The 14580-nt window shown below is 70.5% G+C and carries 15 protein-coding genes and 1 tRNA gene; 10 read left to right on the top strand and 6 right to left on the bottom strand.

Features of this window, described 5'->3' with window-relative positions; all coding sequences use genetic code 11:
* Positions 1 to 147: 147 nt before the first annotated feature.
* Complete coding sequence (locus tag OUY22_RS30905) at positions 148 to 648, top strand: DoxX family protein (protein ID WP_270158758.1); 501 nt, start codon at positions 148 to 150, stop codon at positions 646 to 648.
* A 103-nt stretch (positions 649 to 751) separates the two neighbouring features.
* On the opposite strand, the gene OUY22_RS30900 is transcribed toward OUY22_RS30905, so the two are convergent.
* From OUY22_RS30900 to OUY22_RS30890, 3 genes are all read right to left on the bottom strand, one after another.
* A complete protein-coding gene (locus OUY22_RS30900) occupies positions 752 to 1330 on the bottom strand; it encodes a TOPRIM nucleotidyl transferase/hydrolase domain-containing protein (RefSeq protein ID WP_270158757.1) in 579 nt (192 codons plus the stop codon).
* Positions 1331 to 1387: 57 nt separating this feature from the next.
* Positions 1388 to 2251: a phosphotransferase enzyme family protein gene (locus OUY22_RS30895; RefSeq protein WP_270158756.1), complete on the bottom strand. Its 864-nt coding sequence runs from the start codon at positions 2249 to 2251 to the stop codon at positions 1388 to 1390.
* 118 nt (positions 2252 to 2369) lie between these two features.
* Complete coding sequence (locus tag OUY22_RS30890; RefSeq protein WP_270158755.1) at positions 2370 to 2852, bottom strand: DUF3237 domain-containing protein; 483 nt, start codon at positions 2850 to 2852, stop codon at positions 2370 to 2372.
* A gap of 136 nt (positions 2853 to 2988) precedes the next feature.
* Here OUY22_RS30890 and OUY22_RS30885 point away from each other — a divergent pair, with 136 nt between their 5' ends.
* The 6 genes from OUY22_RS30885 to OUY22_RS30860 all read left to right on the top strand — a co-directional run bounded on the left by OUY22_RS30885 (position 2989) and on the right by OUY22_RS30860 (position 9278).
* Positions 2989 to 3642, top strand: a complete 654-nt coding sequence (locus OUY22_RS30885) for a winged helix-turn-helix transcriptional regulator (RefSeq protein ID WP_270158754.1) — start codon at positions 2989 to 2991, stop codon at positions 3640 to 3642.
* A gap of 42 nt (positions 3643 to 3684) precedes the next feature.
* The gene (locus OUY22_RS30880; RefSeq protein ID WP_270158753.1) at positions 3685 to 4323 is read left to right on the top strand and encodes a helix-turn-helix transcriptional regulator; all 639 of its coding nucleotides are present in this window, start codon (positions 3685 to 3687) and stop codon (positions 4321 to 4323) included.
* A complete protein-coding gene (locus OUY22_RS30875) occupies positions 4320 to 5453 on the top strand; it encodes a pyridoxal phosphate-dependent aminotransferase (protein ID WP_270158751.1) in 1134 nt (377 codons plus the stop codon). Before OUY22_RS30880 ends, OUY22_RS30875 begins: the two co-directional genes overlap by 4 nt.
* Before the next feature lie 669 nt (positions 5454 to 6122).
* A complete protein-coding gene (gene dprA, locus OUY22_RS30870; RefSeq protein WP_270158750.1) occupies positions 6123 to 7100 on the top strand; it encodes a DNA-processing protein DprA in 978 nt (325 codons plus the stop codon).
* Positions 7101 to 7174: 74 nt separating this feature from the next.
* Entirely contained in the window at positions 7175 to 7663 is a 489-nt protein-coding gene (locus OUY22_RS30865) for a hypothetical protein (RefSeq protein WP_270158749.1), read from the top strand.
* A 505-nt stretch (positions 7664 to 8168) separates the two neighbouring features.
* Positions 8169 to 9278 (top strand): winged helix DNA-binding domain-containing protein, encoded by a 1110-nt coding sequence (locus OUY22_RS30860; RefSeq protein ID WP_270158747.1) that lies wholly within the window; start codon positions 8169 to 8171, stop codon positions 9276 to 9278.
* Positions 9279 to 9339: 61 nt separating this feature from the next.
* Here OUY22_RS30860 and OUY22_RS30855 read toward each other — a convergent pair whose 3' ends face one another.
* Positions 9340 to 9834 (bottom strand): SRPBCC family protein, encoded by a 495-nt coding sequence (locus tag OUY22_RS30855; RefSeq protein ID WP_270158746.1) that lies wholly within the window; start codon positions 9832 to 9834, stop codon positions 9340 to 9342.
* Between the two features lie 63 nt (positions 9835 to 9897).
* On the opposite strand from OUY22_RS30855, the gene OUY22_RS30850 reads away from it, so the two are divergent.
* Entirely contained in the window at positions 9898 to 10506 is a 609-nt protein-coding gene (locus OUY22_RS30850; RefSeq protein WP_270158745.1) for a TetR family transcriptional regulator, read from the top strand.
* 236 nt (positions 10507 to 10742) lie between these two features.
* Complete coding sequence (locus OUY22_RS30845) at positions 10743 to 11345, top strand: calcium-binding protein (RefSeq protein WP_270158744.1); 603 nt, start codon at positions 10743 to 10745, stop codon at positions 11343 to 11345.
* A 235-nt stretch (positions 11346 to 11580) separates the two neighbouring features.
* Here OUY22_RS30845 and OUY22_RS30840 read toward each other — a convergent pair.
* A tRNA-Arg gene (locus OUY22_RS30840) sits at positions 11581 to 11652 on the bottom strand.
* Positions 11653 to 11767: 115 nt separating this feature from the next.
* On the opposite strand from OUY22_RS30840, the gene OUY22_RS30835 reads away from it, so the two are divergent.
* Entirely contained in the window at positions 11768 to 12145 is a 378-nt protein-coding gene (locus OUY22_RS30835; RefSeq protein ID WP_270158743.1) for a response regulator, read from the top strand.
* Here OUY22_RS30835 and OUY22_RS30830 read toward each other — a convergent pair.
* Positions 12135 to 14580, bottom strand: a 2446-nt coding sequence (locus tag OUY22_RS30830) for a helix-turn-helix transcriptional regulator (RefSeq protein WP_270158742.1), incomplete at its 5' end; no start/stop codon positions are given. The genes OUY22_RS30835 and OUY22_RS30830 overlap by 11 nt on opposite strands.

Below are 14580 nucleotides of genomic sequence, written 5' to 3'. Positions count from 1 at the left end.
GGTCGTCCCCTAGACGTGCGGCGGTAGGCGCGACCCCCGCCGTACAAGTGAGGGTGTAGACCGACTGCCTCCCCTCGCCGGACGTTTCCCGCTGCCCGTTTCGTCAGTCTGGTTCCAGACGGAAACGACATCGACGGGGAGTACCCAATGATCGAGAACACGATCTCCAAGCTGGCCACCTGGCTGTCCCGGCACAGCATCGACGTCCTGCGCGTCAGCCTCGGGCTGGTCTTCGTCGCCTTCGGCACCCTCAAGTTCTTCCCGGGGGTCAGCCCGGCCGAGGCCCTCTCGGTGGCCACCCTGGAGAAGCTGTCCTTAGGTCTGCTGTCGGGCTACGCGGCCCAGTTCGTGATCGCCGCCATGGAGGTCTTCATCGGCCTCACCCTGGTCACCGGCAGGCTCCTGAAAACCGGGCTGGTCGTGATGACCGGCGCACTGGCCGGCTTCTTCGCACCGTACGTCCTGTTCTTCACTGACCTGTTCCCCGGTGCCCCGACGCTGGAGGCCCAGTACATCTTCAAGGACATCGTCCTGGCCGCCGCCGCCATGGTGATCGGCGCCCGCGCCCTCGGCGCCCGGCTGACGCCGGGGCCGAGCCTGGTCTTCGGGAAGCCGGCGACCGGTCCTCACCCTGCGTACGACCGCTGACCCCGGCCCGCCGTCAGCCAGATCCCGACGCCCGTCAACCGGCGTGAACCGATCGACGACCCCTCGCCCGCCTGACGCGACCGCCGACGGCGGGCGACTCTTTTCACCCGGTCCGGCTGCCCCACAGATGGGCGAGCAGCAGGTCCAGCGGGCGCGGCACGCGGCCGAGGTCGAGCGCCGCGACGAGCAGCCGGGAGTAGCGGATCTTGCGGCCGGACCCCGCCGACATGAACCGGCGCAGCTGGTCGTGCGCGTCCCGGCCGCGCCACGCGGGCTGCCTCTGCAGCGTACGGAACGACCCGAGATCACCCTCGGCCTCGACGACGCGTTCGACGGCGGCGGCGCCCAGGGCACGGATCAGCTCGTCCTCCAGATCGGCGACGCACACGAAGAACCCGAGCGCCTCCATGTCGCCGCGGCCGAGACCGGAGCCGAGGCCGGCGAGCTCCAGCCCTCGCCGGAAGTCCTCCTCCTCACCGGCGTCGCACAGTCCGGCCAGCCGCAGCCCGCTGCCCGCGGGGCCGAACCTGCCGAGGTACGTCCTGATGTTCGTGGCGCCGCCCATCGCCACCACGGAGACCCCTTCGGCGGCCAGGTCGCAGCCACGGCGCTCGGCCAACGCCTCGACGGCCGACTTGTCGCTCGCTCCTTCGACCAGGACCACGGTCCGCGTGTCACTCACAACGCCAGCTTCGCACCTGACTGGGCGAAATTCATGCTTTTTCCGCACGGCGCTTGATCACGTAACCGGCGGGTGCCCGCCCCGGAAGGCGTCCAGCTCCTCCCGGATCCGCCCGAGCCATTCCGTGCCGAGCCTGCGCCCGTCCGGCAGCTGGTCGTCCCGCTCCCAGCGCCACGTGGTGACCATCGCGAGCACGAGGATCCGGCACGCGCGCAGCAACTCCCGGTCGACGCCCGGGTAATGCTCGGCGACCTCTTCGGGCGCGTGGGCCAGGTCGAACTCCACCGGCCCGCGGCAGCACGTCTCGAAGTCGACGAACAGCGGCCCGTCCCTCGTGACGAGCACGTTGCCCGGATGCGGCTCGCCGTGCAGGAGCTGCTCGGCGCCGCCGCGTTCGCCGACCATCCGTCCCAGGCTCCGCAACGTGTCGCCGAGCAGCTCCCGGTCCGCGTCGGCGAGCGCCGGGGTGTGGTCACGGTCCGCCACGAACCGCTGCGCCTGCCCGACCCGGTCCGTCACGTGCGGCGCCGGGACGCCGACCTCGCGCATGCCCGCGTGCAGCCGCCGCAGCGCGGCGGCGTAGCCGGCCGCGGACAGCTCCTGAGGAGTGACCGGTTCGCAGAAGGTCCACAGCGTGATGTCGAAGCCGTCACCCTCGTGGACCCGTGGCTCCACCCGGGGGTCCAGTGCGACCACCGGGCACCCGGCCTCGGCGAGCCGGCGGGCGAGCCCCACCTCGAACTCCGCGATCTGGTGCGCCCGGGGCGCCACCCTGGCCACGACGTCGGCCGGCAGCAGACGCAGCGTGAGCTTGTTCGAGTTGTGCAGAACGACCGCGTCGGCGGCTGCCAGGCCGAGTGACGAGGCGATCGACCTGGCCGCGGCGACGGCACGCGCGACCTCTGACTCCCGCAACGTCATCCTCTTCTCTCCAGGCGACGACGCATGGATCCGCCGCAACCCTCGCACGCCACGGACTTCCAGCGCGAGCCGATTACGCTCGGCCCGGGCAGGAGCCGGGACCGCCGGAGGCGAGCGGTCAGCCGACGCGGTAGACCCGGTAGTCGACGTGGTCGAGCGCCAGCTCGTTGACGGCCACGGTGACCGTGGAGTTCAGCCAGGCGTAGCGTTCGGCGCCGGTCTCGAACAGCGGGGCCGAACGCGCGTGCATCTCGTTCCAGGCGATGGTCTCACCGGCCGTGAACCGGCTGATCGCCGTGTCCGGCAGGGTGACACGGCCGGTGGAGGTGAGATGCACCAGTTCGCCGTCGTGCGTACGGATCAGCGCCCGTACGTCCATGCGGGCGACGCCGTCCGAGCCGACGGTGATCCAGTCGCCGCCTCCGGCCAGGAACTCGCCGCACAGGCCAGGGCCCTCGACGGACCCGTGGCTGATGCTCGCGATGAGCCGGGTGGCCGTCGGCGTGGTGAGGGTCCGCATCGACGCGAACGTGATGGCGAAGTCGCAGAGGTGTTCCACCGGGAAGACGGTGTCGGCCGGATCGGCCTTCAGCAGGGTCATGAGAGCTCCGGACGCGCGGGGATGGGAGAGACCGGGAACCCTCAGCCTTACCAGGACACTCCTGAAAGTCAAGCACTAACTTCAAGAAATGAAGTGCCCGCTTGGAGATCCGGACGACCTGCGCTAGCGTGCGGCCATGACGACGCGCCCCTACGGCCACTACTGCGCCGTCGCCAGGTCACTCGACGTGGTGGGCGAGCGCTGGAGCCTGCTGGTGGTGCGGGAGCTGCTCGACGGGCCCAAGCGCTACGTCGACCTGCTCGCCGGGCTGGCGGGCGTCTCCACCGGCATGCTCGCCGCCCGCGTCAAGGCCCTGGAGGAAGCCGGCGTCATCAGCCGCCGCACCCTTCCCCCGCCCGCAGCGTCGAAGGTCTACGAGCTCACGCCGGCCGGCCGCCGACTGGAGCCCGTGATCATCGAGCTGGCCAGGTTCGGCCTGGGCCTGCTGGGCGAGCAGGGCGAGGACGACGCCTTCCAGATCCACTGGATCGCCCCGTCGCTGCGCGCGATGTTCCGGCCGGAGCGGGAGCCGGAGGCGCGCGTCACCGTCGAGTTCAGAGTCGGCCCGACCGCGCTGCACGCCGTCGTCTCCGGAGGGATTCTGCGCGCGACCCCCGGCCCCGCCGACGATCCCGACGTGGTCCTGACCTTCGCCGACGCCCCGACCCTCGCCGAGATCGCCCGCGAGCCCGCCGCCGCGGCGGCCGCGTCCGCCGAGGGCCGCCTGAGCGCGCAGGGCGATCCGGAAGCCCTCCGGGTCACCGGACGGCTGTTCGGCCTCCCCGCCTGACCGTCCTGGACTGTTTGTCCAGAACAGACATATGATCCAGCCATGACCGCCGCCGACCCCCGCGTCCGGACGTGGGCCCCGGTCTGCCAGGCTGTCGCCCTGCTGCTCAGCCCGTACGCCGAGGTCGTCCTGCACGATCCCGAGACCGACCAGGTGCTGGAGATCTGGAACCCGATGACCTCCCGCGCCCCCGGAGACCCCTCCTTCCTCGGCGAACTCGACGAACTCCCCCCGTCGGCCACGGACGTGTACGGACCGTACGAGAAACTGCTGGCAGACGGTCGCCGCCTGTCTTCCATCACCGCGATCCTGCGCGACCCCCAGGGGGAGACGTCGGCGGTACTGTGCGTCAACCTCGACCGCACGCCGCTGGAACAGGCCGCCGCCGTCCTGTCCGCGTTCGGCGCGCCGACCGCGCCGCGCCCCCAGCCGCTGTTCGAACAGGACTGGCGCGAACGCGTCCAGCACGTGATCGGCGCCCGCGTCCGCGAGACCGGCAACCCGGTCGAACGCCTGACCCGCCAGGACCGCCTGGCCGTGCTCCGCCGACTGGACGAGGACGGGGTCCTCGCGGTGCGCCGGGCGGCGCCGGTCGTCGCCGGCGCCCTGCGCGTCTCCCGCTCCACCCTCTACAACCTGCTGGCGGAGCTGCGAGCCCCGCGTACGGAGGATCGACCGTGACCGCACTTCCCGACTTCCGGCTGGAAACCTACTTCTCCCGGTGGGAGTTCACCGCCCGTCACCACCTGACGGCCTCCGACGCCCAGACCATGACGCTCTCCGAACTGCTCGCCCTCGCCGACGACGAGGACCGGCACGCCTTCGAGAACCTGCCCCTGAGCTACACCGAGACCTTCGGCGACCCGGCCCTGCGCCAGGCGATCGCCGCCACGTACGCCCACGCCGACCCCGACGACGTCCTCTGCTTCGCCGGCGCCGAAGAGGCCCTCTACCTCGCCTCGCACGTCCTGCTCGGCCCGGACGACCACGCGGTGGTGCTGACCCCGAACTACCAGTCCGCCGAGACCGTGCCGCTGTCGCTGTGCGAGGTCACCGGCGTGGCCCTCGACCCGGACCGCGACTGGGCCCTCGACCTCGACGAGGTGGCGGCGGCGATCCGCCCCGACACCCGCGTCGTCTCGGTCAACTTCCCGCACAACCCCACCGGCAAGGTCATCGACGCGGCCGACTTCACCGCCCTGGTGAACCTCTGCGACGAACGCGGCATCCACCTGTTCAGCGACGAGGTCTACCGCGGCCTCGAACGCGACCCGGCCCGCACCCTGCCCCAGGCGGCCGACCTGTCCGAACGCGCGCTGTCCCTGAACGTGACCTCCAAGGCCCTCGGCCTGCCCGGACTCCGGATCGGCTGGATCGTCTGCCGCGACCGCGACCTCCTGTCCCGCCTCGAACGGGCCAAGCACTACACCACCATCTGCAACTCCGCGCCCAGCGAGGTCCTGGCCCGCATCGCGCTCAAGGCCCGCGAGACGATCCTGGACCGCAACCGCGCCCTCATCGCGCACAACCTGCCGATGTTCGACGCGTTCTTCGCCGAGTTCGCCGACCACTTCGAGTGGCGCGCGCCGGACGGCGGCTGCGTGAGCTACCCCCGCTACCTCGGCGCCGACGGCGTGGAAACCTTCTGCGCCGACCTGGTACGGGAAGCCGGCGTCCTGCTGCTGCCCGCCAGTATCTACCGCTCGGACCTCACCCCCACACCCACCGACCGCTTCCGCATCGGCATCGGCCGCCGCGGCGCCGAAGAGGGCCTGGCGGCCTTCGCGGAGTGGATGCGGGCCAACCGGTGACCAAGCACTCCCGGCTACGTCCGAGCACCATGCGGGAAGTTCGGCCACCATCGTGAGCACCTTGTTGTCAGACCCGGCGGCGTTCTGACCACCCTCAGTGCCCCCTGATCACACCTGTTATCAGGGGATTACTCATTGTTCTGATCGGAGGTGAACTGACCGAAGCCGGAGTCCGCAGGCTCTGGAACCGCTGTACGGTGGTCCTGACCCATGACACACGATAAGGCTGCAGCCGCTGCCCGTCCGGTGTTCGCCGGGTGGCGGATGATGCGCAGCGACGTCGGACGGTTCTGGGCGACCCGCGAGCGACCGTTCCCCCGGACCGTCGAGGCCGCAGGCGCAGACGGCCGAGTGGCGCCGCCTGCTCGCCGGCCAGACTCGATGAGCCGCCCCGCCGGTCGCGGGGTTGAGCTCGGCCGGCCTGGACGGTCGGCTGACATTCTCAGTAGGCACAGGTCGTCGAACACATCGCCCGTATACTCACCGTAAGAACTAGATGTCTTTGTGTTATATCAAGCTGCGAGCAGACATCGACCATGTCGCCATATCGACCATCGACGCAGTTCGGGGGACATCTGGTACCAGCTAGCAATATGGACATATCTTCGGGCGGCATAGGTATCTGCAGTACTATGAGTCACGCATTCGAACATGTGTTTGGAGAGTAGGATGCGGATCACTGAAGAGCAGTCACGACTGCTCGCGATATGCATGGTCAAAGGCGTCAGCTGGTACCTCATCGCGCGAGAGGCCCAACGTCCCAACGGTTTGGCCCGCCTGTGGTCGGGTGACATCATCGAGTCCTCCCCTGAGGCGACCAAAGCCAGAGCCCTCATCGCCAACAGCGCCCAGGAGCTCGATCGCTACGTCGACTCCGCCGTTCAGCAGGCCGAACTCGCGGCCGACAGCGGGGCCCGACTCGTCACTGTCGTGGACAAGGCGTACCCCGCCACCCTCCGGTTGATCTACAACCTTCCACCGTTCCTGTTCGTCCGGGGCGAGCTGCGCGAGGCGGACCTGCGCAGCGTGGCCGTCGTCGGCACCCGCCAGGCGAGCGAGGATGGACTACGCCGGGCACGCCGGATGTCCGGCCTGCTCACCGAACGTCAGGTCACCGTAGTGTCCGGCCTTGCCCGAGGCATCGACACCGCGGCGCATACCGCGGCGCTCGATACCGGCGGCAGGACGATCGCGGTCGTGGGGACAGGCATCCTGCGCTGCTACCCGGCCGAGAACCGCGCCCTGGCCGACCGGATCGCCGAGAACGGGGCCGTGGTCTCCCAGTTCTGGCCGGAAGCCAACGGCGCGACCTATACCTTTCCCCGCCGCAATGTCACCATGTCCGGCATCGCGCAAGGCACGGTGGTGATCGAAGCGGCGAGCACGTCCGGGGCGAAGATGCAGGCGCGGCTGGCGCTGGAGCATGGCAAAAGGGTGTTCCTGCTACGTAGTCTCACCGAGGCTCAGCCGTGGGCACAGGAGTACGTCAAGACGCGCGGGGCGCTCATGGTGGAGGACGTGGACGATGTCGTGAAGAGCCTGTCCAGCCCGGATCGGATCCAAGCCGTCAACGAGTCCCGCGCTCAGATGACCCTCGACTTCGAAGATCTGAACCTGGAGGAGCCGTCGCCCGGGGCGCTGTGGTGACCAGGCCAGGGCGGCCGGCCTACGGCGACGGCCCACCCCCCGCCGGATTCGGCAGTTGCGGCGGATGTCCCTACTTGCAGGCGGGGCACGTCCGCATCTGCCACGAGTGCGCATCGGAGAGCCTGCAGCCGCCGAACGAACCCAATTGCCGGATCTGCCACCAGGCGTTGCGGAGTGGCGAGCTCACCTGCTCCAACCGGCTCTGCAGCGACCCACAGCGTGCCTTCGAGTGGACGGCCGTCGTCGGAGTCAAGGCCGGCGTCCTGGAGCAGGGGGTTCTCCGGCTGAAGGGCGGGGCATACGGGTGGGGGATGATCTTCGCGCGAATCATCTTGGGTCACCTCTACACCCACCCCGAGCTCGTCGACGAGGTGGACGACATCATCCCGATGCCCGCCTATCGTGAGCCGCACCAGGCACGCAAAGGCAATGACCATACTGGGTACGTCATCGAACGGGCGATCCTCGAAGACGAGGAGCATCTCCCCCTTCGTGCTGGATCCGCCGCTCATCGAAAAGACGCGAGCCAATCCCCGGATGCGGGACACGACCTCGCTTGTTGAGCGTCGGATCGCGGCGCATGAGTTGTATGCCGCACTACATGTGCCGGACCCGGCTCGCGTGCGAGGCCGACGCGTCATGATCTACGACGACGTCTTCACCGCCGGCAGCAGCCTCAACGCGGTTGCCATGCGGCTCAAGGCGAGCGGCGCGGTGAACGTGTACGGGCTTACCCTGGCCCGCGCTCAGTGGCGGTGAACGCCGGCGGAGTCGCGGGGAGAGCGGCCCTGCCCTCCTGCGCTGGCGCCTGGATGTACGCCTGACCTCGACTGACACACCACAGGGCTACAGCCGCCGCAAGTCCGGTCTTCGCCGGGTGGCAGATCATGCGCAGCGACGCCGGACGGTTCTGGGCGACCCGCGAGCGACCGTTCCGCCGGACCGTCCAGGCCGCGGGCGCAGACGGCCGAGTGGCGCCGCCTGCTCGCCGGCCGGACCCGATGCGCCGCCCTGCCGACCGAGGTCGAGCCCGGCCCGATTGTCGGTGGCGAAGGATACGGTTGACCCGTGGAACTCACCCCCCGGCAGGCGCTCGGCCTGCGGATGTCCAGCCTGCTGCTCCGAGCGTCGACCGGCGGCGCCGGTCAGGCGACGAGCGTGGCCGAGGTGGTGACCTGGCTCGGGGCGATGCAGGCGCAGGACCTGGCCAGCGGACTGTGGTCGTTCGGCGCGCGACTGCCCGGACACACCGCCGCGGACGTCACCGCCGCGCTGGAGCGGCGTGAGGCGCTGCGCACGTGGCCGATGCGCGGCACCATCCACTTCGTCCCGCCCCGCGACGCCCGCTGGATGGTCGAGCTGATGGGCGTCCGGGTGCTGAGCGTCGCGGCGAGGCGGCGCGAACAACTCGGCCTCTCCGAGGAGACCGCCGTCCAGGCCATGGAGGTGCTGGGGGCGGCCCTGGCCGGCGGCGGGCGGCTGAGCCGGTCGGAGTGCCTGGCCGTGCTGACCGAGAAGGGCATCGACACCAGCGGCCAGCGCGGCTACCACCTGCTGTGGTACGCCAGCCAGCGGGGCCTGCTGTGCATCGCCCCCAACCTCGGCAACGAGCAGAGCTTCGTGCTGCTCGACGAGTGGGTCCCCGACCCGCACCGGCCGGAGCGCGACGAGGCGCTGGGCACCATCGCCCTGCGTTACTTCCGCGGGCGCGGGCCGACCACCCGGCAGGACTTCGCGGGCTGGACGGGCCTGACCGCGACCGACGCCAAACGCGGCATCGCCGTGGCCGGCGACGCGCTGGCCAAGGTGACCGTCCAAGGGGTGGAGACGTACGTCGACGCCGCGCTCCTCGACACCGTCCCTCCCCCGGTCGGCGACGAGGTGCTCGTGCTGCCGGGGTTCGACGAATACCTGCTGGGCTACAAGGACCGCTCGCTCATGGTCGCCGACGAGCACAAGGCGGCCATCATCCCCGGCGGCAACGGGATCTTCCGGTCCACCGTGGTACGCGCCGGCCGGGTCGTGGCCACCTGGACACGCACCCTCACGAAGAGCGGGGTACGGATCACCGTTCAGCCGCTCACACCGCTCGGCGGCAGCGACCGGGCGGAGGTGGAGCGGGCGTTCGAGCCGTACGCGCAGTTCGTCGAACGCACCCCGGAGGTGCGCTGGCCGTGACCCGTCGCGTCTTCGGACGGTGCCGACCCGGCTGCCGCCGCTGATCGCATGGTGGCTGCCTCTACCTTGCTACGGTCCGGGCGAGGAGGGCGCGCAGGAGGCGGACGTAAGGGCTCCGGCGCGCGGGGTGCGCCAGTGGACTCCGGGTGGCTTCGGCGCGGTCCAGGCTGTCCTCCACGCAGGCGTCGTGCAGGTGCCGCCACAGCAAGGGCCAGGTGAGACGGGCTGAGCCGTGGACACGCATGGCCAGGGTGTGGCGCAGCAGGGTCCGGTGTTCGTCGACAGGCAGCACGGCGTACTCGTGGAACCCGTCGAAGCCGCGTGGTCCGCTGAAACCGAAGCGCACCCAGGTGGAGGGAACGTAGGTGATCACGGTGTACCGGATGGGGCCGTGTCCGCCTGCCGCTCCGACGGCCAAGGGCCCGTCCAGGCGCATCGGGGGCCAGTCACGGCGCGGCCACAGCGCGTCGTGGTCCCCGGCCAGGGAGTCGATCAATGGCCCGACCTCGCTCTGTTCCGCGTGGATCAGGCGTTCGTGCACGTTGTACACGCCCATCGAGTCCTCCCGACCAGGTTTCAGAGATCTTCCTCTAATATTCAGGAGAGTATCCTCCATTTCATGGCGAGGCCAGCCCGATTCACCGCCGACCAGTTCCTCGACGCCGCCGTACGCAAAGCTGCGGCAGCCGGACCGGCGGCCGTGACCATGTCCGCGGTCGCAGCGGAGCTGGGCGCCCCGAACGGCTCGATCTACCACCGGTTCGCCACCCGCACGGACCTGCTCGCCGAGATGTGGCTGCGCACCGTGGAGACCTTCCAGGAGGGGTACCTCACCGTTCTCGGCACCCCCGCCAGCGGACCCACCCACGACGCGGCGCAGGTCGCACGGGCCGCGGCTCGCCAGGTGGTCGCCTGGAGCCGCGCCCATCCCGAGCAGGCGACCGTGTTGCTCTACGGCGCGGACGACTTCGACCGCGCCCACTGGTCCGAGCCGCACCTCCGGCGCGCCGAGGCGGGCGACCAGCGCGTCCGCACAGCGCTCGCCGCGCTCACCGACGCCTTGGAACTGCACGCCCCCGAGGCCGCCGACCGCGTCACCCTCGCCCTGATCGACCTTCCTCTCGCGCTGGTCCGACGCCACCTGCGCGCTGGCACGACCCTGCCGCCGCATGCCGAGGATCTCGCCGAGGGCGGCGCCGCCGCCCTCCTGAGCCGCAAAGGTCTCTGAGGTACTGAAGGCAGGGGTGCCAGATACCTCCCAAGCCCCGCGGTGAGTGGTAAACGATCGGCTACCGAAGCGGAACGCCCCCTTCGCCCGCAGGTCGTCGGCGTACACGCAAAAGTGCACGTCGGGTCCGGTCTTTGTACGTGCAACGAACCCTTGGAACGAGGGATCTTTGCACGTACGGGCGGACCAGCCGTCCCGAGGACCCCGCACCGCGGGGACGACGGAGGAACAGACAGATGACCAAACACTGGGGCACACGCTTCAGGACCGGCGCGGGGGCGGCGGCACTGCTGCTGGGCGGGACCGGAGTCCTCCTCGGCACAGGGGCCGCGCACGCCACCTCGCTGATCGTGGAGTGCGGCGGGATGACGGAGGCCCAAGCCATCGCGGCGGGCTACAACACGATCAACGACAGCGCCCTGCCAGGACCGGTGGTGGAGAACGGTACGGGCGGCAACGACTGGATCTACGGAACCGCGGCCGCCGACACGCTGAGCGGAGGGGGCGGCAACGACATCATCTGCGGCGGCGACAACGCCGACACCATCATCGGCAACACGGGGAACGACAAGTTGCACGGCGGCGACAACGCGGACACCATCTACGGCGACGATCTGTTCAGCGGCGCCGGCAGCGCCGGGGACGGCAACGACAAGCTGTTCGGGGAGAACGGCTCCGACACGCTGTACGGCAACGGCGGCGAGGACACGCTGCGCGGCCAGGACAACCCGATCGGCGGCGGCGACGGCGGTGACGGCGGGAACGACGCGGACACGTGCACGACCTTGGAAGGCTCGCCCGCCTCGCCGACCAACGGCGCCCCCATCAGTTGCCCGTAGCACGATGCCTTGGGCCGTGCACCGCGTGCCGCAACGGATCCACCACCGCTGCATGGCCGGCTACGACGAGGTGTGGATCAAGCGGATGGACCGCGCCCGAGAAGACGACCAATGATCAAGGATTCGCGCATCTCGTCTCAACGTGTCGAACAACGTCGCAGGACGGCAAGGTCACATGACTACGGAAACAAGCACAAAGCCAGGTCAGACGATGTCCGGCCTGGCTGGTGAAGAGTGCCCCCTGTAGGATTCGAACCTACGCACCCGGCTCCGGAGGCCGGTGCTCTATCCCCTGAGCTAAGGGGGCTCAACGAGAACCAAGGCTACCAGTATTCCGGACCCCCTCGGCACCAGATAACCGTCCGCCAACACATCGCCGGAAAACCCCCCGTCACCGCTCTGCTACCGCTAGCTTGACCGCCGTGGGTGAGGTTCTGGGCAAAGTTCTGGTCGTGGACGATGACGAGGTCATTCGTCAGCTCATCGCCGTCAATCTGAACCTTGAGGGGTTCGAGGTGGTGACGGCCACCGATGGGCAGGATTGCCTTGATCGGGTGCTGGACGTGCGGCCTGATGTGGTCACGCTGGATGTGATGATGCCGTGTCTGGACGGGTGGACGACGGCTGAGCGGTTGCGTAACGACGACGCGACGCGGCACATCAAGGTGGTGTTGATCACTGCGCGGGCGCAGGATGACGACAAGCGCCGGGGCAGGGAGATCGGGGTGGACGCCTATCTGACGAAGCCGTTCGATCCGGGTGAGCTGATCCAGGTGGTGCGGGACCTCGTCACGGGATGAGGCCGTCGCGGCGGGCCGCGGCCGCGGCCTGGGTGCGGGTGGAGACGCCGAGTTTGCCGAGGATGTTGGAGACGTGGACGCTGACCGTCTTCTGCGCGATGAAAAGACGGCCGGCGATCTCCTTGTTGGTCAGCCCCTCGGCGACGAGACCCAGCACCTCCTGCTCGCGTGCGGTGAGCAGGCTGTCGGCGCCGCCGGTGCTGAAGCGGGCGCGGCGGGCCAGGTCGGCGAGGGCGCGGCACAGTGGTTCGGCGCGCAGGCGGGTGGCGGTCGCTTCGGCTCGGGACCACTCGGTCATGGCGGCGTCGCGGTCGCCTGAGGCGAGCAGGGCTTCGGCGAGGCGCCAGCGGGCGCGGGCTTCCTCGTAGGGGAAGAAGGCGAAGGCGTCGGCGACCTGGCGCCACAGCTCGGGGTCGAGGCGGCCGTGGACGCGGTGCCATTCGGCTTCGGCGCGCAGCACCCAGGCCTGGCCTTCGGGGCCCATGTGGGCGCGCTCGCCGAGGATGCCGGATTCGACGGCGTGGCGGGAGGCGGCGAGGAGTTCGTCGGCGCCTTCGGTGGCGCCGAGGTCGCCGAGGGCCCAGAGGCCGACGGCGGCGAGGCGGACGGTGCCGGGGTCGCCGGGCATCAGGACGTCGAGGGCGGCGCGTACGTGGTCGAGGGCGGCGGCGGGGTCGCCGTGCCACAGGGCGTGTTCGGCGGCCAGGCCGCGGGAGATGTAGGCGGTGAGCTGGTCGTCCCAGAACGGGCGCAGCCATTCGAGGCGGATCTCGACGGCGGGCCGGCCGCGGCCGACCTCGATGAACAGGGCGAACGACGACAGCAGGGCCTCGGGGATGGTGCCGACGCGGGCGCCGAAGCCGGCCGCGACCGCTTCGGCCTGGTCCCAGTCGCCGGACGCGTAGTGGATGAGGAAGCGGAGGAAGCGCAGCTCGGTGCCGTAGATGCTCCAGGTGAGGCCGGTCTCGTGGGCGAGCCGGATGCCGGCGTCGGCGACCTCGGCCGCTTCGGCCATGCGGCCCTGGTCGTAGTGGATGCGGGCGTGGTGGAAGCGGGCGCGCAGGTCCATCGCCAGGTCGCCGCTGCGCGTGGCGGTGGCGAGCCGGACGAGGTCGTGGGCCTTGGCCAGGCCGTGGTGGACCTCGGTGTAGAGGGCGAGGATGAGCTGGGCGTTGGTCTCGGCGTCCTTGGCGCCCGCCGCGCGGGCGGTGTCGAGGGCGCGGTGGGCGAGCTCCTCGACCTCGGAGTGGCGTGCGGTCCACAGCAGAGCGCGGGCGAGGGTGGCCAAGGCCCTGGCGAGGGAGGTCTGGTCGGTCGCGGTCTCGACGGCGTGTTCGGCGGCGGTGACGGCGGCGTCGTGGTCGTCGATCTCGACGAGGTAGTAGGCGAGCCGCTCGCTCACCTCGCTGGTCTGGGGCTGGGCGCGCAGGGCGGTGATGGCGCGGTGGTTGTCGCCGCTGTCGGCGGCGGCGACCGCGCTGCGGAAGGCGAGCGCCTCGCGGCTCTCGCCGGCCAGCTCGGCGGCGTCGTCGACGCGGTCCCACAGGCTGAGCACGCGGTCGTAGTGGCTGTGGGCCTCGGCGGGCGCGCCGAGACGCTCGGCCTCCCGGCCGGCCTGGGCGGAGGCGGCCAGCGCGCCGGCCAGGTCATGGCCGGCGAGGTGGTGGTGAGCCAGCTCGGCGGGTGAGGTGAGCAGGCGGGCGAAGGCGGCGTGGAGGCGGGTGCGCTCGCCGGGCAGCAGGTCGTGGTAGACGGCTTCCTGCAGCAGGGCGTGGCGGAAGGCGTAGCCCCGGCCGTGGACGCGGAGCAGCCCGCGCGAGACGATCTCCCGCACCGCCTCCTCGAACTCCGGCAGCGGCAGCCCGGCGACCTCGCGGAGCAGCTCGTCCTCGACCTTGCGGCCGGCGACGGCGGCGGCGCGCAGCACCTGCTGGCCGGCCGGGGAGAGCACCTCGACCCGGGACATCAGCAGGCTGGCGAGGCCGTCGGGCAGGCTCTCGCCCTCGGCCAGGGCGGCGAACAGCTCTTCGGCGTAGAAGGGGTTGCCGTCGGCGCGGGTGACGATGAGGTTGAGGTCGTGGGCGCCGACGGCGCCGAAGGTGGACACGTAGTCGGACATCTCGTCGGCGTCGAGCGGGCCCAGCTCCACGCCGGTGACGGTCGGCAGGCGCTTGAGCTCGGCGAGGACGGAGCGCAGCGGGTGCCGGCGGTGGATGTCGTCGGTGCGGTAGGTGCCGACGACGCAGACGCTCTCGGTCTGGACCATGCGGCTGAGGAACACGAGCAGGTCGCGGGTGGACCGGTCGGCCCAGTGGAGGTCCTCGATCACGAACAGCACCGGCTGGATCTCGTGGAGCAGCCCGAGCAGCGAGCCGAACAGCCGCTGCTGGGTGAGGCCGGCCTGCGGGGCGGTCTCGGTGCCGGGCAGGAGCTGG

Source organism: Nonomuraea corallina, from assembly GCF_027620315.1.
GTDB lineage: Bacteria > Actinomycetota > Actinomycetes > Streptosporangiales > Streptosporangiaceae > Nonomuraea > Nonomuraea corallina.
Note: the sequence above shows the minus strand (reverse complement) of the source record. Positions and strands in the feature narration are given on the sequence as shown.

Bases quoted from the DNA above. Each gene is read 5' to 3' on its own strand.
- OUY22_RS30895 (WP_270158756.1), bottom strand. From the start codon at position 2,251: ATGACGTTGCGGGAGTCAGAGGTCGCGCGTGCCGTCGCCGCGGCCAGG.
- OUY22_RS30905 (WP_270158758.1), top strand. From the start codon at position 148: ATGATCGAGAACACGATCTCCAAGCTGGCCACCTGGCTGTCCCGGCAC.
- OUY22_RS30855 (WP_270158746.1), bottom strand. From the start codon at position 9,834: ATGGGCGTGTACAACGTGCACGAACGCCTGATCCACGCGGAACAGAGC.
- OUY22_RS30880 (WP_270158753.1), top strand. From the start codon at position 3,685: ATGACCGCCGCCGACCCCCGCGTCCGGACGTGGGCCCCGGTCTGCCAG.
- dprA (WP_270158750.1), top strand. From the start codon at position 6,123: ATGCGGATCACTGAAGAGCAGTCACGACTGCTCGCGATATGCATGGTC.
- OUY22_RS30885 (WP_270158754.1), top strand. From the start codon at position 2,989: ATGACGACGCGCCCCTACGGCCACTACTGCGCCGTCGCCAGGTCACTC.
- OUY22_RS30890 (WP_270158755.1), bottom strand. From the start codon at position 2,852: ATGACCCTGCTGAAGGCCGATCCGGCCGACACCGTCTTCCCGGTGGAA.
- OUY22_RS30845 (WP_270158744.1), top strand. From the start codon at position 10,743: ATGACCAAACACTGGGGCACACGCTTCAGGACCGGCGCGGGGGCGGCG.
- OUY22_RS30850 (WP_270158745.1), top strand. From the start codon at position 9,898: ATGGCGAGGCCAGCCCGATTCACCGCCGACCAGTTCCTCGACGCCGCC.